Below are 24,420 nucleotides of genomic sequence, written 5' to 3'. Positions count from 1 at the left end.
TTTAATTTTTTAAATATTACGTTAAAGAGTCTTAGAATACAACTTTCCCGATATGTTATCTTATTAGTTTGCTGTAACAGCAAAAAAGATCTTATGGTGGTTATGCCGAGGGTGTTCACCTCTTCCCATTCCGAACAGAGAAGTTAAGCCCCTCATGGCCGATGGTACTGCAATATCATGCGGGAGAGTAGGTAGCTGCCATACTTATTAAGAGAAGCCTTGGTGTACAAACACCGGGGCTTCTTTATTTAAATTCTATCCAAACAGAAAAGCTGTTATAGGTTATCTCTTTAAGAGACTCAAATACGATTCACAGTTCGTTCAGAACTTCATCATATAATTGCCCGCTCAAACAGGCTAAAGATCTTATGGTGGTTATGCCGAGGGTGTTCACCTCTTCCCATTCCGAACAGAGAAGTTAAGCCCCTCATGGCCGATGGTACTGCAATATCATGCGGGAGAGTAGGTAGCTGCCATACTTATTAAAAGAAAGCCTTAGTGTTTCAAACACTAAGGCTTTCTCTTTTATATCACCTCCTGGAATCACTTATCTATTCGTACGATTATACCACTTCGCCAGATTTATCGCAACACCCATATTAAAATTTACCGGCTGGAAATACTCATTGAAATTATGGTCGTCGGTATCGTCGTAAAAACTATTACTGTTTATCGGTGTTGAAAACTGTAACTGTGCCTGAAACTTTACGTATTTATAACCCACCCGCACTGTAAATGCCGGCTCATAGAACACCACGGATTTGTCGTGGATACGCATAAATTTCGTCTGCTCCTGTTCATTATTTTCAAATGCCTTTACGCCAATATTACTGTCGTAAAAGTTTATCAGGGAAAAGCGACTGCTGAACGCTGCTTCCACCACACGATGGGAAAGCCCGAAGCTGGGTTGTATAAATACTTTGCTGAAGCGGTTTTTTATGACATAGTCGTTCAGGTTAATGTTACCCGTACCATCATTATCGGATTTGTAGTTGCCAGTCAATGTTTTGAAATTACCGCTGCCATAACCTGCATATACATCAAAAACTGCTTTTTTACTGACGCCAATAGGCTTGAAGAAGCCAACTGCCCCTTCTATCAATCCTCCGCGGGTATTGTTATCCCGGAATAAGCCATCTTCATCGTAACTATTGGTCGGATCTGCATAATTAAATCCCCACAGGTACTGGCCATTGGCCATGATGGCTATATTATCAGTAATTGCAAAAGCGGTCTGCAGATTGGTAGGTGTAACGCTGCCTTTGAATTCATACTTCTCTTTCAACAACGGCACATTTACCTGGTTAGGCACGTAAATACGCTTGTTACAAGAGGATACGGCAACTGCGGCAGTACATAATAATGCTACATAAATGGAAGATTTCATAAAGGTTGTAGGTTATCAGTTTTAGTATTAAAATTATATTCCGGTAGATTCCCGCTTGATTAACTCCACCGGGAATACGTAATTTTTTGTCACTTTCACTGTCTCTTCGTGGTTGATCAGCTGAACGATTGTTTCCACAGCTTTCTGCCCCATATTATACCCGGATTGTTCAATGGTAGTTAAAGAAGGAGAAATAATACGGGAAGACAGATCATTGGAATATCCCACTACTTTGATCTGTCCGGGAACCGCAATATTCCTGTTCCTCGCTTCACGGATAAAAGCCACCGCCGAACTATCATTGGCTGCAAACATACCATCGGGCATTTTCTGCGCATCAAACAATTGTTGTGCAGCAATAGTCGCCGAGTCCATCGTCAGATCATGGATATAAACCAGCTCTTCGTCGAAAGGAATATTATATTGCGCCAATGCCTCTTTATATCCTGAAAGCCTTTGCTGGTAAAGGTTACAGGTGAGCACTCCGGAGAAGTGGGCAATACGTTTACAACCTTGTTTGATCAGGTGTTCGGTGGCCAGGAAACCGCCTCTGAAATCATCTCCGGTAATAGTGTAGCCCTGAAAATCGGTAGGCACACGGTCATAAAATACCAGTGGAATATTGTTCTTGATAAACGGGCTGAAATGATCAAAATTGGTGGTAAACATGGAAGCAACTGCCAGTAATCCATCTACACGAAGAGAATAAAAAGTATGTACTAATTCCTTCTCCATCGCCACGGTTTCATCCGACTGGCCAATTACAATGCTGAACCCATATTTATGCGCCTCATGCTGAATACCGCTGATCGCCGTACTCTGAAAGTACATGGAAGTTCGGGGCACGATAAGGCCGAGAATGTTCGACCGTTTCTTGCGCAAACTGGAAGCAATCCAGTTAGGTACGTAGCCCATCTCTGTAGCTGCGGCTTGTACCTTTTCACGTGTTTCCAGGTTAATGAGCGGATTGTTTTGCAATGCACGTGAAACAGTAGATGCCGACAGATTCAGCTTATGCGCGATATCGTATATCGTGATTTTGTTAGTCCGATCTTTCACTTTTGAGGCTTCTAAGTTAATAATGCAGCGATATTAAGCATTTTCCGCAATAATTTATAGGCTTTTGAACATCTATAAAACGAAGGCACCCTTCCCGGAGTTACCGGGAAGGGTGCAGATATTTTCGTGTATGCGCATTCGTTATTTCGGATCCAGTGCCTTATTGATACGGGCAATCAGCTCCTGGAGATGGTTGCGGGTCATGCTGTCGCCACTGCCTGCAGCTGCACGCAGCTCCGTTCTCAGGGCTGTCAGCTGGGCACGGCCAATGCCTGCAGCATCTGATCTGGCTGCACTCGGAGGTGCATAACCACCCATCATTGGATTGGCGGGGGCAGCTGGAGCTACCAGGTCAGAAAGGTTATCCACATAGTCGCGTTGCAGATTTCTGCGGTATACGTCTATTGGTTGATGTGTATAAAGTTCTGAGAAGATGGATTTTTTCAGATCGTTCAGCATATCAACGGGTGAATAAGCCTTCGCTCCCAGTGCAGCTTCACCAGCAATCAGTTTATTGATGGTATTGGTACTCATCAGCCTGTCCAGCACCGGTGTTTGGCGGGAATTGATCAGGGATACGCCATCGCTGCCTATGCGGCTCAGTAAATCCTGGTTAATCAGCCACTTCGGAGTGGTAAACAGTTGCTTGTTCAGGAACTGTATCGCCTCTTTCTGGGTTGCTTCGGGTACGTATTCATACACCCCACCAGCTTGTTCTACGGTTTTTGGTGTTTCGTAGATACCACCTACGTTTTTAGCCACATGACCCATGTAACGGCTAAACTGGCCGGCTACTTCTTTATACAATTCAGACAGGTTTGCATAACCTTCGTTATCTACCTTTGTCCAGCTAAGGAGGTTAGGCATAATATACTGGAGGTTTTTTATGCCGTATGTACTGGCAATCATGGCATTGTCGCCCAGGTCTTCATTTTGGGATCTTGGATCATCCGGGTTCATTTCTGTACCGAACCAGAATTTCTTATCCTTCAGCTTTTCCACCGTCATTTTATTCAGGATAGGCGTTTCTGCTTCCGGTGATTTGGCCTGTGGCAGCAGTTTATAGCCCCATTCGATTGCCCATTTATCGTAGTAGTTAATGCGGGGATAGAGATCAGCGCCGGTGATGCCGTCGCCAGGTTGGGCTATGTAGTTAAAACGGGCGTAGTCCATGATAGACGCTGCATGGCCGTTCTTTTTCACCCATTCCTTATCACGCAGTTTCTCAACCGGGTAGGTGGAACTGGAGCCGAAGTTATGGCGCAAACCGAGCGTATGGCCCACTTCGTGGGAAGATACAAAGCGGATCAGTTCACCCATCAGTTCATCGCTGAACTGCATGTTACGGGCACGGGGATCGTTGGGAGACGCCTGTACAAAATACCAGTTACGCAGCAAATGCATCACGTTGTGGTACCAGTTGATATGACTTTCGATAATTTCACCGGAGCGGGGATCGTGTACGTGAGGACCGCTCGCATTAGGTACATCTGAAGGTTTGTAAACGATAGCAGAGAATCTGGCATCTTCAATAGACCAGGTGGAATCTTCCTGGGGAGTAGGCGCCATTTTCGCAATAATAGCGTTTTTAAAGCCCGCCTGCTCGAAGGCAGACTGCCAGTCGTTCACACCCATGATCAGGTATTTACGCCATTTTACGGGCGTTGCAGGGTCAATATAGAACACGATGGGTTTAACTGGTTCCACCAGTTCGCCGCGTTTATATTTCTCCATGTCTTCAGGTTTTGGTTCCAGGCGCCAGCGGGTGATCATCTGGAGTCTTTTCACGCCTTGCGGATCCGCATCGAAGTCGGTTACGCTGGTGGTGAAGTAGCCTACGCGGGGATCAAAATAGCGAGGTTGCATGGGCACTGCGGGAAGCAACACCATAGAGCTGTTTAACTCTACGGTAGCATTGCCGCCCGGAGATGGGGGCATACCTGGGCCACCCGGTCCGCCGGATTTGCTGTATGTTTTTACGGTTTTGATTTCGGTATTCATCGGATAGGATTTTACATCAGAGATGTAAGATTTATCAGGCTGAACACCGCCGATTTTGAGCATGTTTTTAATCTGGCCGTCGAAGAACAGGATCTCGTTATCCCCGCTGATGTATTCTGTGAGGTCGATAACTGTACCTTTCCCGTTTTTAGATGCCGCCTTTACGTCAAACGCTGCAACAATGGGTTGCAGGTTGGAGTTGCTCACAGAGGTGAACATAGGTTGGGTAGAATCTTTTGAAACGTCGGCGTAGGAGATATTTTTAAGGAAGATGCGATTGTTGGGGCCTTTTTCAAAGCGGATCACATTTTCGCCGATGATATCGCCACTGAAGCCCATCATCATGGCGCGGAGACCTGCAGCTGATTTTGAGATCCTGTTTACCACCAGTACGTCTCTTCCGAGCAGGGAATCAGGGATTTCAAAAAAGAAGCGGTCATCCAGTTTGTAGATGTTAAACAGGCCGGAATCAGCCTGGGCTTTATCAGTAATTACTTCGGCAAAGGGTTTGGGTCCTGGCTTTGGTCCCGGCTTGATCATGGGAGGTTTCCCGGTAGAATCTTTAGCAGGAGCAGGAGTAGTTGGGGTGGCGTTACGCGATTGTTTTTTTCGCTGTGCGCTGGCAGGTTGATAAACTGTAGTACCCAGGCAAAGTGCGCCTGCCATGGCTATTATCAGTTTGTGATGAATTGGTTTGATCATTACGATTTAATAAATTGGTTTTTGATTAGTTGTTATGTTTTTTTAAAAACCTTTGCAAGTAAGTATTTTAAGTATTAACTTATCAGGAAAATCCATAAGCGCAGTAATGACTGTAGGAATGGAAAAAAAGAAGCAAAATTGAATGGTAGGCGTTGAAACAATAGTTGCGGTGGCAACTTTTTTTATGTAAGTATTTATTGTTATAGCAAATAATAATTTCATATGGCAGAGATAGCAGGGGAGAAGTTGATTGCCGCTGCGGCATTGAATTTCAAGTTATGGGACGGGCAAATATGGATGTTGTATTGCTAAATGCTATTAGCGTGGCCTGAAAGTGTTTACTGGCGCGGAAATAAATAAGTTGGCAGAATTGTGAGATTTCTGTTGGAACATTTGAATTTTTTCTTAAATTGTGCGTCCAACTTTGAAAAAAATCAAACGATTTCAAGAATTGGGACAGTAACAATCAGTTGTGAGAACTGCAATATTGGTTTATTCGCTTATGTAAGTGTTTGCTCTAAAAAAATGAGTGGTCTAAAAGCCCTGTGATGGGGCTTTTACGTGTGAAGGTTAATTTTTGTGGGTTTTTTTGGGCTGCACTTGTTTTTTTGGACCAACCGTATAACTTTGCGAATCACTGATTAAAACAGTAAATTGGGTGCTGAGGGGCATTCTAAAGGGACAGAAACTTCTAACAAACAATAGTTTAATTTTTAACACTAAAATTTCAATCAACATGGCTGAGACTAAAACAACTGTGACTGCAGCTACAGCTAAGGCTTCTTCTCATCAACCTAAAAAGTCATCCAACCTGTTCGCGACGTTGGCTGTGCCTATCTGCTTAGTGATAGGATTCCTGTTTTTCTTTTTTGTATTAGGTAATCCAGCCAATTTCCAGGGTAATAATCCCGATGGACATCCTATAGATTCAGGTATCGGTAAATGGTTTGGTACTGTTTACAAAGGAGGATTGGTAGTACCGGTATTGATTTCAGTATTACTGGTGTGTCTGACTTTCGTGATCGAGCGCTTCCTGTACCTGTCAAAAGCAAAAGGTAAATTCAGCGGTTCTGAGCTGGTACGTAAAGTACAGTATCACTTGGCTAACAAAAATGTAGACGCAGCACTGGCTGAGTGTGACAAACAGAAAGGCTCTGTAGGAAATGTACTGAAAGCTGGTCTGAAAAAGTACAAAGAAATGGTTACCAACGCTGATCTGGATACAGAACAGAAGATCCTGACCATCAAAAATGAAATTGAAGAAACCACTGCACTGGAACTGCCAATGATGGAAAAGAACCTGGTGTTCCTGTCTACCATTGCATCCGTAGCAACCCTGTTGGGTCTGTTCGGTACAGTATTGGGTATGATCAAGGCGTTCTCTGCAATGTCTTCTGGTGGTGCTCCGGATTCTGCACAGCTGGCGTTAGGTATCTCTGAGGCGTTGATTAACACCGCACTGGGTATCGGTACATCCGCTATTGCGATCGTAATGTACAACTACTTTACTACCAATATTGATAGCATCACTTACGCTATTGACGAATCTGGCTTTACTTTAACTCAGAGCTTCGCAGCAAACCACAAATAATCTGAGATTATTTTGTGGAATTTGAGCGGTTTTGAATCTATTTAAAGTAAACCATAAAACAGAGTAAAGATGCCTAAAGTTAAAATGCCAAGGAAAAGCACGGCCATTGACATGACAGCAATGTGTGATGTGGCTTTCCTGCTGTTAACTTTCTTTATGCTGGCGACTAAGTTTAAACCGGATGAACCGGTAACAGTAGTTACCCCATCCTCTATAAACACCACCCTTTTACCTGATTCCGATGTGTTGTTATTCACAGTGGATAAGGATGGCAGAGTGTTTTTCAGCATGGATGGTCAGCCCAAAAGAAAGAAGCTGATAGAAGATCTGAACACGCAGTACAAACTGGGCCTGGACGATAAAGAAATTAAAAGCTTTGTAACCGGAGCCAGTGTAGGAGCACCTATCAAAGACCTGAAACAATACCTCTCCCTCTCTGAGGACGAACGTAAAAAATCAGGCCTGGACAAGGGAATTCCTACAGATTCTGCTAATAATGAGTTAGGTGCCTGGATCGAATATGGTGTTGCAGCACAAGGCGGAAGCATTGCGAAGCTGAAGTACTGTATCAAAGCAGACAACCAGACTCCTTATCCAAAGATCAAGGAAATCCTGGATACCTTCAAAAAGAAGCATATTCAGAAGCTGAACCTGGTTACTAACCTGGAAGAAGCACCTAAAGGTACTGCTGCCTGGGAAGAGGCAAATGCACCTAAGAAGTAAACGGCAGTAATTACTTCCTGACCTGGAAGGCTGTTGATTTAAGAACTAAAAAAAATTGGCTACTATGGCAGAAATGGATACCAGTAGTAGTGGCGGTGGCAAGAAACACGGTGGGACGAAATCCAAGAAACAATCTACCCGTGTAGATATGACACCGATGGTAGACTTAGGTTTTCTCCTGATTACCTTCTTCATGCTTACCACTACCATGTCCAAGCCCAAAACAATGGACTTGATCATGCCAAAGGATACCGAAAATGAGAAGGACCAGAACAAAGTAAAAGAAAGTACGGCCCTGACCATTTTACTCGGAAAAGATAATCGTGTTTACTATTACGAAGGTTTGGCACAAGACCCGAATGCCTCTGCTAATCCTGACTTCTTCAAGGCAACATCATTTGCCAATACCGGAGGAATCAGAGATGAGATTATCAGAAAGAGGGATGAGGTTGCCAAACTGAGAAATGCAAAAGGTGAACCAGAAGATGTTGTGGTGATTATTAAAGCTGATGATCAGGCTAATTACAAGAATTTCGTAGATATTCTTGATGAAATGGCCATCAACAGGATTCAACGTTATGCAACCGTAGATATCAGTGACCAGGATAAAAAATGGATACAGTCTACAGAAACAGCGAACGGTGTTCCCGCAACAGCTCCCGCAGCTCCGCCGGCTAAATAACTAATTATTTTTTTGCATCCATCATAAAACAACAACAATGGATTCTGCTAAAGTCTTAAAGTCCGATTTTCTTGATATCCTGTTTGACGGCAGGAACAAGGATTATGGGGCGTACGATTTGCGGAGACAGTATAATAAGCGTGTGCGGAATGCCATTTTGGGAACCGCGTCATTGTTTGTAATATTCTTTGCAACGTACATGATATCACAGTGGGTTAAAGCTTCTGAGGGTGAAAACACGAAGAAGCCGGTGATACAGGAAATTAAGATGGAGGATGTGAAGTTACCGGATGATCCGAAAACGCCACCTCCGCCACCTCCACCGCCTGCGCCGCCACCACCGGTAAAACCGTCAGTACAGTTCACTCCTCCTGTTATTAAGAAGGATAATGAAGTACCACCGGATGAGGAACCTCCGAAACATGAGGATATTAAGGATAAAGCCATCAGTACTAAAACTGTAGACGGTGATCCAAACGGAGTTGATCCGGGATTACTGGAAGATAGTAAAGGTACCGGTGTAGTAGGCCCGCCTCCTGCTCCTGCAAAGGAAGAAATCTTCACTTTCGTAGAGCAACCTCCAACCTTCCCTGGTGGAGAAGAAGCACTGGCCAAATACCTGAGCAAAAATATCCGTTACCCACGCGTTGCGCAGGAAAATGGTATCTCCGGTACAGTATTCGTTCAGTTCGTAGTAGATTCTGAAGGAAACATTAAAGATGTAAAAACAGTAGGTGCCGCAAAAGGTGGTGGCCTGGAAGAAGAAGCTGTGCGTGTGGTGAAAACCATGCCTAAGTGGAAAGCTGGTAAGCAAAATGGCCGCCAGGTTTCTGTACAGTTCAACCTCCCTATCCGCTTTACTTTGCAGGAGTAGTACTGTATCAATATAATTTTCAAAGGTCCCGTTTCAACATAGTTGGAACGGGACCTTTGATTTTCAGGAATTGGTGATAGCCCCGATTGTCCGTAAATTTGTGCCCTTTGGGAATATTCATAAACTAAACATGGTATGCTGGGTAAATTAACAGGATTTGATGATACGATTGTAGCAGTAGCAACAGCCCCGGGCCTCGGCGCTATTGCGGTAATACGGCTGAGCGGTCCCGATACCTATGCGATCTGTAACGGACTATTCCCTGGTAAGGACCTCCTGCAACAAGCTAGTCATACCCTGCATTTTGGTAACATCGTTTCCAATGGTCACATCATCGACGAAGTAGTGGTGAGCCTGTATAAAGGCCCCCGTTCTTATACCGGCGAAGATGTGATTGAGATATCCTGCCATGGTTCTCCCTATATCCAACAACAAATTATTGATGCCACCATCAAAGCAGGTGCACGGCTGGCGAAGCCCGGTGAATTCACCCAACGGGCATTCCTGAACGGTAAACTGGACCTTACCCAGGCTGAGTCTGTGGCCGATCTGATAGCCAGCAATTCTGCCGCCTCCCATCAAACTGCCATGCAGCAAATGCGTGGTGGCTTCTCCAAGGAACTACATGCCCTGCGTGAACAATTAATTACCTTTTCCGCCCTGATCGAACTTGAACTGGACTTCAGCCAGGAAGACGTGGAATTTGCTGATCGTAGCGGCTTATATACCCTCGTTACCAATGCCACCGGAGTAGTGAAGCACCTCATCGATTCCTTCCGGATGGGAAATGTTATCAAAAATGGTGTGAATACCGCCATAGTAGGTAAACCCAATGCCGGCAAATCAACGTTACTGAATACACTTCTCAATGAAAACCGCGCCATCGTCAGCGATATTGCCGGCACCACCCGCGATACCATCGAGGAAATACTCAACATTGATGGCATCCTATTCCGTCTTATAGATACTGCCGGTATCCGCGAAAGCCTGGATACCATTGAAAGCATTGGTGTGCAGAAAACAATGGAGAAAATACGCGAGGCCGGTGTAGTCGTTTATCTCTTTGATGTGAATGAACTCACTGAAACGGATATACGTAATCAGGTTGCTGCTTTTGAATCACAAAACGTTAACTATCTCCTGGTAGGAAACAAAACAGACATCACCGGTGAAGCAGCCATCCGCGCCAAATTCGCCGGTATACCTGAAATACTTTTTATCTCAGCAAAAAATCATGCACACATTCAGGAGCTGAAAGATGCATTGGTACATAAAGTACTGGCCGGCGATGTTAACACAGAAGATACCATCATCACCAATGCCCGCCATCATGCCGCACTGCAGGAAGTGCTGAAATCACTACAGGATGTAAAACAGGGAATGGATGACGGTTTGCCTGGAGACTTGCTGGCACTGGATATCCGGCTTTGTTTGCATTATCTGGGAGAGATAACGGGTGAGGTGACAAATGAGGATAGGCTGGATTATATTTTTAGTAAGTTTTGTATCGGGAAGTAACGGCTTTCTCATACTTTTCTCTATTTTAGTATTCTTTCCAAACTCAATGTAGTAAATAGCATTACCCGAATAAGATTTTTACATTTTCCATTGATTTTTTTGGTTTGGAACCCTCTCAAAAGTGTATTTTTTAAATAATATGGAAAGAGGTACAGGATTCTCTGTTTTGGAGAAATGATGGCAGTAGTTGACAGTAATAAACAGTTTATAATAATAGACGACCCGGATAAGCAGACCTCTTATAATCCGTATTTCTGCTTTTTAATAATTCCACCTGAGCAGTAATATCAGAATAAGAAAGATCTGTGAGCATTGCAATGAGATATTCGTTACCCAAAAGACCGTTACCAAGTTTTGCTTCCTCGAATCTGCGACTATACTAATGATTCTATTTTGATGAAGAACAATTCTATCTTGACCTTTTCCTAAAAAAGTAGTTAAAAAATTGCGCGACTTGAAAAAGTTTACATAGGTTTGGGAAAGAGCAAAAAAGAGCAATAGAGCAAAGAAAGAAATGATTCATTATTGGTAGCTAAAACGTTTAACTAATGACTGATTAGCACATATCAACCTACAACAATTTATTTCCTAAACCGTAAATTCAATCAGCATCAGCAATAATTGGAAAAATTAGATTTTTAACAGTCAACGAGAATTCCACTAAATAACCGGACTTTTTTATCAATCAACTTGTTATTCGTAAGCATATGCGTTAAAATGTTTCTATCATCAAACATCGTTGGTGAACAATAGTGATGTCTTTCAAACAGCATCATATTGCTTTAATAAATCAGATGACTAAGCATTGTTTTTTGTGCTATGAAATAGCGCACTAGCTACTGCTTTTGCAGAAAAGTATGAACCAAAAGAATGGTACCGACAATGACATCCATATAATTCCAGCCATTATCAGCAGCGAGGATTGCAACTGCGAGAAGAATGAGTATGGCCTTACGGGCTATAGTGCTAAAATTTTAAACAAAGCTGAGCACCCTTTGTCATGGCGAGAATGGTACATATAGTACCATATACAATGTATGCGTATATGGCGACTAATTACTGTCTTATAACCAACCAATGGTGACCTTCCCGGGAAAACAGGTTTAACTTTAATGCATCAAAAAATACTATCTCCGCCAACTCTATCTACCATCAGTGTTATCAGCAGGGTGGTCTGTTCGATATAGAAATTAGCAGTCTGGCACTGATTGATGTGGAAGATACAAACGGCCAACAACATAGAAGATTTCCATTCGTAATACTATACCAAAATCAGTTCTATTCAATTATAAAAACAAAAAAACGATGCAGTCAACCAAAAGATCTCTTTTGCTTTTTATGCTCTTTTGCATAGGAAGCATGTTTGCCTATGGGCAGGGAAAAATGACGGTTTCAGGTACCATCAAGGACGCAACCGGCAATGTTCTTGAAGGAGCTACCGTGAGCGAAAAAGGCACATCCAATTGGGTGCCGACCAGCAAGGGTGGTAGCTTTACCATCAATGTAAAGCCAGATGCAAAACTGGTTATTTCTTATGTTGGCTTTGTAACCCAGGAATTGCAGGCCACATCTTCTATGCAGATAACGCTAGTCGCCAGTGTTCAGAGTACTGAAGAAGTAGTTGTTACTGCCTTGGGTATCAAAAAACAATCTAAAGCGTTAGGTTATGCGGTATCCAAAATTGATAATGACAGGATTATGGCCAGTGGTACACCTACCAATGCTTTACAAGCACTCTACGGTGCCGCGCCTGGCGTGCAGGTTGCAGCTACAGCAGCCGGCCCTTCCGCTGGGATGAAAATCAACATTCGTAATGCGGTATCTTTTGACCAAAATTCATCAACACGTCCACTTATTGTAGTAGATGGTGTTCCCATTCACGACCAGAATACGCAAATGGGTTTCGGTGCTACTGATCGCGACAACGGAACAGGTATTAACGATATCAACCCTGATGACATTGCTTCCATGGAAATTTTGAAAGGAGCTAAAGCATCAGTACTATACGGTAGTGAAGGTGCCAATGGTGTGGTGCTGATTACCACCAAAAGCGGTACCAAAGGGAAAGGACTGGGAGTGGCGGCTTCTTTCACAACTTCATGGGACCGGGCAGCGTTCCTGCCTAAGCTGCAAAATGAATATGGAACAGGCTCCAGCCCTAGTAACTCCAGGAATGACGCTGAGGGATACTATATTGATGCAAATGGAAAAAGAGCGTTGGCAACTACATTGGGAGATGGTTTTGGCGCAGCTGCATTTGGACCAAAATTCGACCCAAGCGTGAAACTTTTGTGGTGGGACGGAGTAGAAAGACCATGGCAGGCTCAATCCAAAAATATCTATAACGATCTTTACCAAACGGGGCATCAGAACACAACTAATGTGGCTTTAAGTGGCGGGAATGATCAGGGACAGATTCGTTTTTCATACACTAACTTAAGTATGACCCCAATCAGACCCGGTTCTGATTATGACAAAAATACTTTTAGCCTTAACTCGTCCTATAAGTTAAACAATAACATTACCCTTAAATATACCGGCAACTTTTTTATTTCCAGAAACCTGAATGCTGCCAACCTGAGTACAATGAATGGAGAAGGGCAGCAGGCAGAGATAGGGGCATATAGCGCTGATATCAATGTAGGCTTGTTAAAGTCGCATTTATTAACACCAGATGGATATAATTACTTTGCCAACCCAAGCCAGAGAAATTTAATCTCCAACGGTAGGAAGGGAGTGGTAGGTTATCTTTGGGATCAGCTCCAGAATAAATCTATTTTTACAAGATTGCACAATATCCAGTCTTTATCTGCCGATATAAAGCTTACCGATATTTTTAGTGCCACATTAATGGGGGGCATAGATTATAGCACAGAGAGGAATGAATATAAAGGCAAATTGTTGGATCCTCAGTTATTAGGCCCTAATAGTGGTTTCATGTATAGTGATGTAACCAATGTATACAAAAATACCTATGGCCAGGGCATGCTTAACTTCAATACCAAAATAAATAGTGATTTTGATTTGTCTGGTTTTGTAGGTGGAGTGATCAGAAAAAATTATACAGAAGGAAAAGGTGCATCTGTGAATGGTTATGGACAGCTGGTTATTCCTAATTACTTCTCATTTAATAATTTACCATTGGGAGCGCAGCCTCAGTACCAGTTTACAAATGGTGAGGATATGTTATACAGTTTATTGGGATCTGCACAGCTGGCATGGAGAAACCAGGTTTATATAGAAGCCCAGGCGAGACAAGACTGGTCATCTATTTTGCCTCCAAATCAGAATAGTTATTTCTATCCTGGTATAAGTGCAGCATGGATCTTCAGCGAAAGCCTGAAATTACCGGCGGTGTTTGATTATGCCAAAGTAAGGGCATCATGGGCTGACGTGGGCCGTCCGGGTCCACGCTATTTCAGCAACGTGAACTATGCTACATCTCAAACTGGTGGTGGATATGTGCTTACTCCTCCTTCCGATCTTCCTCCAATGGATGCCAACGGCAACCCAAATCTGAAACCTGAGCGTAAACGTGAATTCGAAGTAGGTTTTGAAACCTATCTGTTCCATAACAGGAGAATTGGAGTGGACTTCTCTTATTACAAATCAAATATCTACGACCAGATCATGGCGGTAGCAGCTCCTCCGGGAATGGGTGTTAAAAATGTTCGTATGAACGCTGGTAACGTGATGAACAAAGGATGGGAACTGGCTATTAAAACAAAACCAATTTTAACGAAAGATTTTGAGTGGGATGTAAACTTAATGTTTGCACATGGCAAAACGTATGTAGAAAAACTGGATGGCAAACTACAATCTCTCACACTGTGGAATGCGTTCGGCGCAGTGAATGCAGTGGCTAATGTGGGTCAGGAATATGGTCAGCTTTACCTGACTAAGTCAACCTACACCTACAATAATCCAAATGATCCAAGTGATCCAAACAATGGGAAAAAAGTTGTAAATGCTGCTGGCTCGGCTTATGATTATACGAGCACAGCAAAGTTAATCGGCAAAACAATTCCTGATGTAACAGGAGGGTTTTTCACTTCTTTTGCATACAAAAATATTCGCCTTATTGCAAATATAGACTACCAGTTTGGCGCCACTTTCCTGTCAGGCTCAGAAACTTATATGATGGCAGCTGGTGCGCTAAACGAAACATTGAAATATAGAGATGAGGCACATGGGGGATCTGCCTATTATTTAGATGCCAATTCTAAGAAAGTTGCAGGCACAAACCCTAATGGTGGACCCACCTTTCACGACGGTGTAATATTGGATGGTGTTAGTACTGATGGCAAAACGAACACAAAAGTGGTTTCTGCTGATAATTATTATTACGATTCTTATTTTTCAAATGGCTTTTTCCCTGAAGACAGGATCTTTAAAAGCGATTACGTAGCCCTGCGTAATGTGGCCATCGATTATACTTTGAATCCAAAGATTCCTCAAAAGATCCATATGAGCAGTCTGATAATATCAGTTTTTGCGAACAATGTGGGTTACCTCTACAAAGATGCACCAAATTCAGTACCTGAATCAACTAACGGAACAGGCTGGGGCGTGGGTTCCTATGGAACAACTGCATTACCCTCACAACGTTCAATAGGTATTTCTATCAAAACTAAATTTTAAAAACAACTAAGATGAAATTTATACAATTAAGATCTTTTTTCTTGCTTACGTTGTTATTATCTTCTGTTGCGTGCAAGAAGAGCCTGGAAGACTCATATCAAAATCCTGACGGATATTCGAAAGACATGGCTGATAAGTCGGGAGTAAGCGTTATTGCCGGATTCTTCACTTCTCAGCTAACCCAGGGATTCTTTCTTAGCGGTGATTACGGTTCTGTTTACCACCAGGTGAGAAGTGGAAACAGGATTATGGCAAATGCCGTTCAGATTTATAACACAACTACTGAAGGAAGTTCCTACACGCTCGCAGATGTTGAGCACGACTGGGGTACAGGTGGTTTTAACGAATCTGTTTTCAACTTTGTTAATACACAATGGATCACACCAATACTCTGGGCTCAACGTGAATACAACAACACTCCGCAGGCTAAACGGACCAATTTAGATAGCCTGTATATCACCTTAATGCATGTTTTAAAAGGTTATGCCTACCAAAGAGCAACCGACATGTACGATAAGATTCCCTACATAGAAACAGGTTCCGCGGGTGGGCTTGATGGCGTTAAAGCAAAATACCTTGGCCAATCAGATATATATCCGAAGATAATCAGTGATTTTAAGGCCGCCGAAGAAGTGTTGACGACGCTGACACTTACGTCTACCGAGCAGGCATCATTTAACCAACAGGATATCCTTTTTGGCGGAAATATTTTGAAATGGCGTAAGTATATTAATTCGTTAAGGTTGCGTTGTGCGATGAATGTAAGCGAAGTTTTGCCTGCTATTACGAAGCAGGTGCTTACGGAGTTGCAAGGCAAACCCCTACTGACCGACTATAACGATGTAGCTGGTGTAGCTGACATAGCAGTGATTGCACTTAATCGTATTTGTAATGAACTGGGTATTACACGTGCTTTCAGGGAAAGAGCGGATGATTGCCGTGCAGGGAAAAAATTCCTGCAGGACGTGATGTACTGCCAGCCGACAATGAGCAGTAAGGTGGTGAACGGACAAACGTTATATTATTTCAGTGGTGATAATTCTGCAACAGGTTTATTGGATGGTACTGTTGACCCGCGCGTTTCTTATATCTTCGCTCCAGACTGGAGTGGCAGATACCTGGGTGTTGATACAAAATGGGATGGCAATACTGATAAGAATAGTTACTTAAATAAAATTTTGCGTGGCCTTTACATCAACGATCCTATCCTGACCGATATTTCAAAAACAACCTTTTATTACGGCGTAAATAATAGCCAGTCGATCGCGTTGGACGCAGCATCCAAAGCAGATCTGAGTAAACGTGAGGCGTTCCTGTTAAATACACTTCGCAGCAGAGTGGCCAACTATGATGACAATGGTTGGAACGTAGGCACTGCAAACAACCTGGTTGCCGAGTACAATGTACGCCCGCAATTTAACTTTGCGCTGAAATATCCAACCATTCATGCGGTTGAAACGGAGCTTTCATTGGCAGAGGCAGCAGTAAGAGGTTTTGGTCAACTGAATGGTGCTGCGCGCGATCACTACAAGAATGCCATTATCTTATCCTGCAAATATTGGTATGAACTGAATAACTCAAATCAATATTCTAAGACAACCTTGCCGGCTATGCCAACAACAATGGACGATTCGAGAATCAGCGCCAGGCCTGCAATGGAATATAACGCAAGTGTTTATGCAGAAGTGGCAGCACAGAAATTTGATGCGATGTCGAGTACTCAAAAAGTGCAGGCAATTTTTAATCAACTTCAGTTGCATTACAATATGTTGAATTTTGAAGTGCCATATACCGCTGCCCGCAGGTTAATTAAATACCTGGGTACAAATCCCGCTTCAATGTATGAAAGATACAAATGGAAAGAAAGAATGACTTATCCTGGTAGCGTTCAGGCTTCTGATCCAGAGGGTTGGTCAATTATTAGTCCTTCTAATAACCCGGATCTCCCTGTATGGTTTACGGGCCGTACTGCCAAATGGAAGAACACATTAGAATAAGACTGATTACTCTTTAAGCACATAGAAAAGACGACGTCGCAAAAATCAAATGCGCGTAAAACAAAATCTTCTGGCAGGTGAAGTTGACACCGCCAGTGGTTTAATAGCAACGTGAAGACAGCAATAAGGCCGCCATTGTGCGGCTTTATTGCTTTTATATGTGACGTTTCAACAGATTCGCTACATTTTTCATATTTTTAATTAGAGAGTGTTTCTTCCGGGGAATAAATACCTTTTTTTGATTAAGCCTAGTGTAATTTCATATGCAACAATGGTATAATAAACTAGACCCAGCCCTAAAAGACACTGTCCAGGCCGTCTTAATCCTCGATAGTGCCGATCCCCCTATGCCAGATGACTTACCCATATTTACCAACGGTATGCCGGCTTTATTGTGTACAGCACAGCATAAGGAAAGTCGGCTGTCGCTGTTCGGAAAGACCGTTCCTTCAGAAAGATGGGCCGAATGGGGGAATGCTACCCTGATTACTTTTTTCTTTAAACCATTTGCCATAGGCCCTGTTTTTAAGCTATCTGCACAGCAATTAAAAAATGAAGCCATCGGGCTGAATCGTTGGAATCCACAAAAGGCAATGGCATTGACCATTCAACTAGCCTATGCTCCATCAACAGCCGAAAAAGTGGAGGTGCTACACCAGTTTATTCTTTCCCAGGTTACAGCCAACCAACGGGAATGCAGGATCATCCGGTATGCGACCGACAAAATATTGGAAAACCCGGAAGCCGATGTGTTGGCACAAATGCTGCAGGAGCTTAGTCTCACAGAAAGAACATTTCAACGGATCTTTAAAAAATATGTAGGTATAACGGCCAGCGAATACCGGCGGATCTGCCAGTTCCAGATGGCTTTTTACCAGTTAAAGTCCGGCCAGTTTGATAAATTGACCGACGTGGCATATGCCAATGGTTATTTTGATCAAAGCCATTATATCCGTTCTTTTAAGGAATTTACAGCAACCACTCCCAATGAATACCTGCAGTTTGGGCTAAAGAAAAAATAATGTCGGTTTTGTACAAGGAGATGTTTGGCAGCTGGTTCATCTTTACACAAAATTTAAATGTATGAAAGAACTAATCACGCCTTGCTTATGGTTCGATAACCAGGCAAAAGAAGCCGCCGCTTTGTATTGCAAATTAATTCCCGGCGCAAAAATAGTAATGCAGTCGCCTGTTGTCACCGAAATAGAGATAGCCGGACAGCATATTACGCTGTTAGATGGGGGTCCTATGTTCAGACCCAATCCATCCATTTCAATGTATTACATCTGTGAAACAGAAGAAGAACTAAAGGATATCTGGGAAGGATTATCCAGCGACGGTTTTATAATGATGCCATTGGATAAGTATCCCTGGAGTGAAAAATACGGCTGGTTGAGCGACCGGTTTGGCATTTCATGGCAGGTTGCCCTGGGTACAGTAGCCGCGGTGGGTCAAAAGATTACGCCCTTTTTGATGTTCGTTGGAGATCAGTATGGCCGTGTGGAAGAGGCCATCCAGCATTATAGTTCCATATTCCAGGACTCAGCAACAGATGGGATACTCCGTTACTCTCAACAGGAACAGCCCGATATAGAGGGAAAAGTAAAGCATGCCGTGATAACCTTAGCCGGGCAGAAGTTTATGCTAATGGAAAGCGCTCATGCTCACAAATTTGCGTTTAACGAAGGCGTTTCCTTAACGATCCATTGCAACACACAGGAAGAAATAGATCACTATTGGGGAAAATTAACCGAAAGCGGTGAAGAAAGCAGGTGTGGATGGTTGAAAGATAAATTTGGCGTTTCCTGGCAGGTAATACCTACTATTCTCGGGAAATTGATGACCGATCCCAATAAGGCCGGTAAAGCAGCCCAGGCGTTTATGCAAATGCGAAAATTTGATATTGAAAAGATTGTGCAGGCAACGCTTGAGTAAATTTTGAAAGGCCGTACCGGCTATTCGTTAGATTATTTTACCCCAAAAGTGGAACTATAATATTTCCCACGTCCAATTATTACTAAATACAGGCGGCTTTGCTTTATTGCATCGCCGCCTGGCAAACAGCACTGTAATTGATACTCATTCCGCAATGTAATTTCTACATGCCTTGCATTCTCCCAGATATTACTGTTTCCTGTTTTGGACAGATAATTAATTACAAATGTATTGCCCTCCCGCTTTTCGCATACCTATAATCCGTATTTTACAATCCACAAATCCACGGATCGGCGCCTGAACATGCCAAAATGATGACTGAATGATGAAATTGCTACTCCTTCTTGCAGCCTGCTGCTGTACGTGCATTATTGCCAACGCCCAGCTGAATGCGGATAGCCTGAATCAGCTGCTGGCAAATAAAAACATGACCACGCCGGAAAGGATTACGGCGCTCAATATGTTGGCGGCACATTACAACCAGGATTCCACCAATGTGGCACTGGTGCTGGCCAATGAGGCTTACCTGCTTTCCCTGAAAGAGAAGAACAAGCCGCTCCAGGCGGCTTCTCTGCTCAACCTTTCCGAGGGATATCTCTATAACGATCAATACGACCAGGCGCTCAATTACGCCTATAATGCACTGGATCTCTGCCTGGAGTCGGGCAATGATAGCGCTATTGCCCGGTGCTTTACAAACCTGGGCTGGGTCTTTTATGATACGGAGAACGCTCACTTCTCTCTTCAGTACCACCAGCAGGCGCACACACTATATAAAAAAAACGGAGATCCCCACCGGATGGCGGTGTCTATGAATGCACTGGGACTGGTTTACCTGATGAAAGATGATTTTGAAACGGCCCGCCTGTATTTTGATAGCACGCTCGCCATCGCAAAGCAAAATCATCTGGAAGGGATGATTGCTACAGCGTTGAGTAACCGTGGTATTTGCTGGAATGAACAAGGGAAGTACCAGGTGGCCATCGCCGATTTTAACCAGGCATTGTCAATCATTAACCCTGCAGAAGTGTTGTCCCATGCGGAGGTGCTGAACCAGATGGCTTACTCCCGCATTATGCTGAAGGAATATCCGCAGGCGGAAACCCTCCTCCGGGATGCAAGGGTACTGATCAACCAATCGAACTCCAATACAAAGAAGGAGAAGCTGCTGGATAACCTTACCAATTCAGTATTGTTATACCAGGAGCTGGGAGAATACCGGAAGGCTTTCACCGAACTGCAGGAATATACCAGGGTCCGAAACCAGATCCTTTCCAAAAGCAAGAGTGAAGCTATTTCGGCGCTTAAGCTGCAACGGGAGGCAAAAGAGAACGAAACCCGCATCATCACACTGGTGGCGCAGAAGGAACTTCGGGCGTTTCAACGGAATGCGCTGGCAGCAGGGGTGGTACTCCTTATTATTATCTGGTTGCTGTTTTACAGCAAGATGAAACAAAAGCAGAAAAAGGAGAAAGAACTGGAAGAGGTTAAACGTGCCCTGATCAAACAGGAGCTTGATGGCGCCCTGATGGAAAAGGAAGCCCTGAATGGTAAACTGGAATTCCGCGATAACGACCTCAAAAACTATGCGTTATACATTTCCCAGCGTAATGAAATGATCCGGAATTTTATTGATGAACTGACCAGCCTTGATATCCATAACGACGCCAGAAATGAGAATATCACCCGTTTCAACCGCCTGGTCCATAAATTCCAGCATGACCTCGATCATAATAAAGATGCCCAGGATTTTAATCTCTCGGTAAATGAAATCCATAAAGACTTCTTCTTTAATCTCCTTCAAAAATATCCGGGCCTTACAGAAAATGAACGCCGCCTTTGTGCACAAATCCGGTTAAATCTCTCTATCAAAGACATCGCTTCATTGAATAATATCTCTGTAAAATCAGTTGAAATGGCTCGCTACCGCCTCCGTAAAGCATTCAACCTGGAACACAAAGACAACCTGTCTGATTTTCTGAAGAATTTCTAACCAATTAATTATCAACTACCTGTCTCTCTTGTAGAGGTCATGTAGAGGTGCCTGTAAGGCTCATATAGAGGCTTACAACTCTCCTGTGCCCATCTTTCCTGCCTACATTACTTCCCTGATCCGTTGCTGCCGATTTCACGTTTGAAAGCAGATACCTATGCTGCAGCATCCGGACGATCCATGTTATACTTTTTAAAAAAAAGATCTAAAAACCAAAATGCGTATGTGGAAACTATTACGGAGAAACGGAATATTATTATTCCTTTTATTTACCGGGTTAACGGCAATCGCTCAAACGGCATCCGTTAACTGGACCCTGAAAGGGAGAATTAAAGACGCCGCAGGCAACCCTATTCCCGGCGCTAGCGTCGTGGTAAAAAACACGGCTAACGGAACGGCTACCTCAGACAAGGGCGTTTTTACACTAACCGTACCTGGAAATGCTACCCTGGTTATTTCGGCAATGGGATTTACAGCCAAAGAAATTAAACTGACCAGCGACAAAGAACTGGTAGTAGCCCTGGAAGAAAGTGTGAAAGGACTGGATGAAGTACTGGTGATCGGCTATGGTACCCAGAAAAAAGGAGATGTGACAGCGGCCATATCTTCCGTCAATACAAAAAATCTCGCCAAACAGCCCGCCGGTAACATCGGTACCATGCTGCAGGGACAAGCGGCCGGCGTGATCGTAAGTGCCGGTACAGGCAACCCCGCGGCCAATCCCGTAGTACTGGTGCGTGGCCTCAACAGTATTAACAACGACAACCCCCTTTATGTAGTGGATGGTATTCCCCTGGGATATGCATATGATATCAACCCCAATGATATCGAATCAGTAAGCATCCTTAAAGATGCTTCTGCCGCTACCATTTATGGCGCCCGGGCGGCCGGCGGTGTGATCATCATCACCACCAAAAAAGGGAAAACAGGTGAACCGCGTATCACCTTCAATTCCTACGCATCCCTGCACAAGCTGAATAATAATATTGACCTGCTGGAAAAAGTTCCCATGAATAAGGTGGTGAGAGAAGCCTATGCCAATGACGGCGAAACACCCCCCATTTATGTGCAGGACGATAATAAATACGCTAACTCCGACTGGCTCGGCGCTTTCACCAAACAAGGCGTGGAACAGAAATATGATGTTGATGTGGCAGGCGCCTCGGAGAAAATTGCTTACCGCCTGTCGTTGGGCCACTGGGGACATTCCGGCTCCATCATCAATTCCGGCTCTAAAAGAGATAACATCCGGCTGAATACAGAGATCAAACTACTCAACAATCGCCTCAAATTAAGTCCCATTATCGCTTATACCCGTTTTGATAATAAGAATTTTGGAGATGTGAACGGTGATGGAAATGCAGGATTTTCTCCCATTATGAACGTTTATAATACCCTCCCACATAAACGCATCTACGATCCCGCCTCGGTGAACGGTTATGCCAAACCCGAAACAGAGCTGGGTTCCGGCAACCCGGTAGGTGAAAGAATGCTGAGTAACGGCAGTACAATAGATGATCACCTGCAGTTCAATATGGCTGCAGACCTGCAACTCTGGAAAGGGTTCTCCTACAACTTCACCGTGGGCCGTAACATTGTAAACACCTACGAGTACACGCAAACAGATCCTTACGACTTTGGCGCACAGGCACTGGTGGAAAATCCGAGTCGTTCCGAGAGCCGTGGCCGGAATGAGTTCACCGTGTTTACCCATCTCCTGAATTACGAAAAACAACTGGGCAAGCACAATATCAAAGGCATGTACGGCTTCTCCCGTGAAAAGTCTGTAAGCCAGGGTACCACCGGCGCAGGCAATCATTTGAGTAGTCCGCTGATCGAATCACTGTCGGGCCTGATCATCGACGGTAAAGGAGATTTTATCCGCGCCGGCGGCTGGAATTTTTCCAGCACGCTGCAATCCTATTTTGGCCGCGCAAGCTACAATTATGACGATAAGTATTTTCTCCAGGGAAGCCTCCGCCGTGACGGCTCTTCTAAATTCGGCCCTCTGAACCGTTACGGTACCTTCTACTCTTTCTCTGCAGGCTGGAACATGCATAAGGAATCCTTTTTCAATATCCCGTGGATATCAGAACTAAAGCCGCGTATCAGCTATGGTACCGTGGGGAATCAGAACGTGAGCAACTTTCAGTACCTCGCCAAGATATTCCTGACAGGCTCCAGTCCTTACCTGAACTATCCTTTGGGTTCCGCGCTCAGTCAGCAGGTATATGTCGGCGCCATTGCAGCTACATTGGCTAATAACAACATCAAATGGGAACAAACGGCTACCCTCAATACAGGGTTGAATTTTAGTTTCTTAAAAGGTGCTGTGAGCGGCAGCTTCGATTATTTCAGTTCCAGAACATCTGATATGCTGGCCGAAACACCTATCCCTGCATCATCCGGTATCACGGCATTGCCGCTCACCAATATCGCGGATATGGAAAATAAAGGATGGGAAGTAACGGCTACCTACCGCCGCCCGGCGTCCAATGCATTTTACTGGGATATAACTGCAAATATCTCGCACAGCCGGAATAAGATCATCCGGTTGGGATATGACGAAGGGGTGATTGCTGACGGATATGTTGATTTTAACAACCGTGGTACTACGCTTACCAAAAAAGGGGAGGCGCTGGCATCGTTTTATCTCTATAAAACAGATGGCATCTTCAGATCGCAGGCGGATGTGGATGCACATGTGAATAAATCCGGCGACCCGCTGCAACCCAATGCCAAACCCGGCGACCTCCGTTTTGTGGATACAAATGGCGACGGTGCATTGGACGATAATGATAAACAGCTGATGGGTAACGGTCTCCCTAACCTCGACTTCGGTATTACTTTCAACGCCAGTTACAAAAACTTCGATCTGATGGTGTTCTTCAACGGCAAACAGGGCCAGAAGATGTACAACGGCGCAAAGATGTTCCTGTACCGCTTCTACCGCTCTGCAGACCTGCTGAACGCCTGGAGCCCCTCCAATCCGGATGCTTCGGTATATCGTCTTTCCAATACAGATGAAAACGAAAACCTCCGTGTGTCCGACTACTTCCTGGAAGACGCTTCTTTTGTACGCCTGCGAAACCTCCAGCTGGGTTACACACTTCCGCAGCAACTCACGGCAAAAGTACACATCGACCGCCTGCGGGTCTATGCCGGCGCATACAACCTGGTCACCTTTACAAAATATACAGGTTTTGATCCGGACCTCTCCAATACCGGCATCTTTGGCCGTGGGGTAGACCGTGGCTACTACCCGCTGAGCCGCTCTTTTGTATTCGGCCTTAACGTTGGATTCTAATCTGAAATTT

Annotated in this window: 14 protein-coding genes and 2 rRNA genes; 13 read left to right on the top strand and 3 right to left on the bottom strand. The window is 44.1% G+C overall.

The genetic code is table 11. The features are described 5' to 3' along the window. The first annotated feature begins 92 nt into the window (after window positions 1–92). Window positions 93–204 (top strand): 5S ribosomal RNA (gene rrf / locus AB6805_RS27555). A 163-nt stretch (window positions 205–367) separates the two neighbouring features. Continuing rightward, a 5S ribosomal RNA gene (gene rrf / locus AB6805_RS27550) occupies window positions 368–479 on the top strand. Window positions 480–547: 68 nt separating this feature from the next. On the opposite strand, the gene AB6805_RS27545 is transcribed toward rrf (AB6805_RS27550), so the two are convergent. The 3 genes from AB6805_RS27545 to AB6805_RS27535 all read right to left on the bottom strand — a co-directional run bounded on the left by AB6805_RS27545 (window position 548) and on the right by AB6805_RS27535 (window position 5,149). After that, window positions 548–1,387: a hypothetical protein gene (locus AB6805_RS27545; protein ID WP_370912648.1), complete on the bottom strand. Its 840-nt coding sequence runs from the start codon at window positions 1,385–1,387 to the stop codon at window positions 548–550. 33 nt (window positions 1,388–1,420) lie between these two features. After that, window positions 1,421–2,446 carry a LacI family DNA-binding transcriptional regulator gene (locus AB6805_RS27540; RefSeq protein ID WP_370912647.1) on the bottom strand — a complete coding sequence of 342 codons (1,026 nt, stop codon included), beginning with the start codon at window positions 2,444–2,446 and terminating at the stop codon, window positions 1,421–1,423. A gap of 141 nt (window positions 2,447–2,587) precedes the next feature. After that, window positions 2,588–5,149: a zinc-dependent metalloprotease gene (locus AB6805_RS27535; protein WP_370912646.1), complete on the bottom strand. Its 2,562-nt coding sequence runs from the start codon at window positions 5,147–5,149 to the stop codon at window positions 2,588–2,590. Window positions 5,150–5,885: 736 nt separating this feature from the next. Here AB6805_RS27535 and AB6805_RS27530 point away from each other — a divergent pair. The 11 genes from AB6805_RS27530 to AB6805_RS27480 all read left to right on the top strand — a co-directional run bounded on the left by AB6805_RS27530 (window position 5,886) and on the right by AB6805_RS27480 (window position 24,410). Further along, a complete protein-coding gene (locus tag AB6805_RS27530) occupies window positions 5,886–6,740 on the top strand; it encodes a MotA/TolQ/ExbB proton channel family protein (protein ID WP_336389237.1) in 855 nt (284 codons plus the stop codon). Between the two features lie 69 nt (window positions 6,741–6,809). Beyond that, window positions 6,810–7,463 (top strand): biopolymer transporter ExbD, encoded by a 654-nt coding sequence (locus tag AB6805_RS27525; protein ID WP_079470956.1) that lies wholly within the window; start codon window positions 6,810–6,812, stop codon window positions 7,461–7,463. Window positions 7,464–7,527: 64 nt separating this feature from the next. Then, a complete protein-coding gene (locus AB6805_RS27520; RefSeq protein WP_370912645.1) occupies window positions 7,528–8,145 on the top strand; it encodes an ExbD/TolR family protein in 618 nt (205 codons plus the stop codon). Between the two features lie 37 nt (window positions 8,146–8,182). Further along, the gene (locus AB6805_RS27515) at window positions 8,183–9,019 is read left to right on the top strand and encodes an energy transducer TonB (protein ID WP_079470954.1); all 837 of its coding nucleotides are present in this window, start codon (window positions 8,183–8,185) and stop codon (window positions 9,017–9,019) included. 135 nt (window positions 9,020–9,154) lie between these two features. Continuing rightward, window positions 9,155–10,537 carry a tRNA uridine-5-carboxymethylaminomethyl(34) synthesis GTPase MnmE gene (mnmE, locus tag AB6805_RS27510; RefSeq protein WP_370912644.1) on the top strand — a complete coding sequence of 461 codons (1,383 nt, stop codon included), beginning with the start codon at window positions 9,155–9,157 and terminating at the stop codon, window positions 10,535–10,537. Between the two features lie 1,305 nt (window positions 10,538–11,842). After that, a complete protein-coding gene (locus tag AB6805_RS27505; RefSeq protein WP_370912643.1) occupies window positions 11,843–15,178 on the top strand; it encodes a SusC/RagA family TonB-linked outer membrane protein in 3,336 nt (1,111 codons plus the stop codon). Window positions 15,179–15,189: 11 nt separating this feature from the next. Further along, window positions 15,190–17,175 (top strand): SusD/RagB family nutrient-binding outer membrane lipoprotein, encoded by a 1,986-nt coding sequence (locus AB6805_RS27500; protein ID WP_370912642.1) that lies wholly within the window; start codon window positions 15,190–15,192, stop codon window positions 17,173–17,175. Window positions 17,176–17,522: 347 nt separating this feature from the next. Then, on the top strand, window positions 17,523–18,197 hold the full coding sequence (locus AB6805_RS27495; protein ID WP_370912641.1) for a helix-turn-helix transcriptional regulator: 675 nt from the start codon (window positions 17,523–17,525) through the stop codon (window positions 18,195–18,197). 61 nt (window positions 18,198–18,258) lie between these two features. Next, the gene (locus tag AB6805_RS27490) at window positions 18,259–19,110 is read left to right on the top strand and encodes a VOC family protein (RefSeq protein ID WP_370912640.1); all 852 of its coding nucleotides are present in this window, start codon (window positions 18,259–18,261) and stop codon (window positions 19,108–19,110) included. Window positions 19,111–19,432: 322 nt separating this feature from the next. Further along, window positions 19,433–21,103, top strand: a complete 1,671-nt coding sequence (locus AB6805_RS27485; RefSeq protein ID WP_370912639.1) for a tetratricopeptide repeat protein — start codon at window positions 19,433–19,435, stop codon at window positions 21,101–21,103. 223 nt (window positions 21,104–21,326) lie between these two features. Further along, window positions 21,327–24,410, top strand: coding sequence for a SusC/RagA family TonB-linked outer membrane protein (locus tag AB6805_RS27480; protein ID WP_370912638.1), 3,084 nt, complete (start codon window positions 21,327–21,329; stop codon window positions 24,408–24,410). Window positions 24,411–24,420: the final 10 nt, after the last annotated feature.

Source organism: Chitinophaga sp. RCC_12 (assembly GCF_041360695.1).
Lineage (GTDB): Bacteria > Bacteroidota > Bacteroidia > Chitinophagales > Chitinophagaceae > Chitinophaga.
This window is presented reverse-complemented; position numbering and strand designations above follow the sequence as displayed.

What these genes read in the sequence shown, in the direction of transcription:
- AB6805_RS27545 (WP_370912648.1), bottom strand. Translation starts at nt 1,387, where the DNA reads ATGAAATCTTCCATTTATGTAGCATTATTATGTACTGCCGCAGTTGCC.
- AB6805_RS27535 (WP_370912646.1), bottom strand. Translation starts at nt 5,149, where the DNA reads ATGATCAAACCAATTCATCACAAACTGATAATAGCCATGGCAGGCGCA.
- AB6805_RS27530 (WP_336389237.1), top strand. Translation starts at nt 5,886, where the DNA reads ATGGCTGAGACTAAAACAACTGTGACTGCAGCTACAGCTAAGGCTTCT.
- AB6805_RS27525 (WP_079470956.1), top strand. Translation starts at nt 6,810, where the DNA reads ATGCCTAAAGTTAAAATGCCAAGGAAAAGCACGGCCATTGACATGACA.
- AB6805_RS27520 (WP_370912645.1), top strand. Translation starts at nt 7,528, where the DNA reads ATGGCAGAAATGGATACCAGTAGTAGTGGCGGTGGCAAGAAACACGGT.
- AB6805_RS27515 (WP_079470954.1), top strand. Translation starts at nt 8,183, where the DNA reads ATGGATTCTGCTAAAGTCTTAAAGTCCGATTTTCTTGATATCCTGTTT.
- mnmE (WP_370912644.1), top strand. Translation starts at nt 9,155, where the DNA reads ATGCTGGGTAAATTAACAGGATTTGATGATACGATTGTAGCAGTAGCA.
- AB6805_RS27505 (WP_370912643.1), top strand. Translation starts at nt 11,843, where the DNA reads ATGCAGTCAACCAAAAGATCTCTTTTGCTTTTTATGCTCTTTTGCATA.
- AB6805_RS27500 (WP_370912642.1), top strand. Translation starts at nt 15,190, where the DNA reads ATGAAATTTATACAATTAAGATCTTTTTTCTTGCTTACGTTGTTATTA.
- AB6805_RS27495 (WP_370912641.1), top strand. Translation starts at nt 17,523, where the DNA reads ATGCCAGATGACTTACCCATATTTACCAACGGTATGCCGGCTTTATTG.
- AB6805_RS27490 (WP_370912640.1), top strand. Translation starts at nt 18,259, where the DNA reads ATGAAAGAACTAATCACGCCTTGCTTATGGTTCGATAACCAGGCAAAA.
- AB6805_RS27485 (WP_370912639.1), top strand. Translation starts at nt 19,433, where the DNA reads ATGATGAAATTGCTACTCCTTCTTGCAGCCTGCTGCTGTACGTGCATT.
- AB6805_RS27480 (WP_370912638.1), top strand. Translation starts at nt 21,327, where the DNA reads ATGTGGAAACTATTACGGAGAAACGGAATATTATTATTCCTTTTATTT.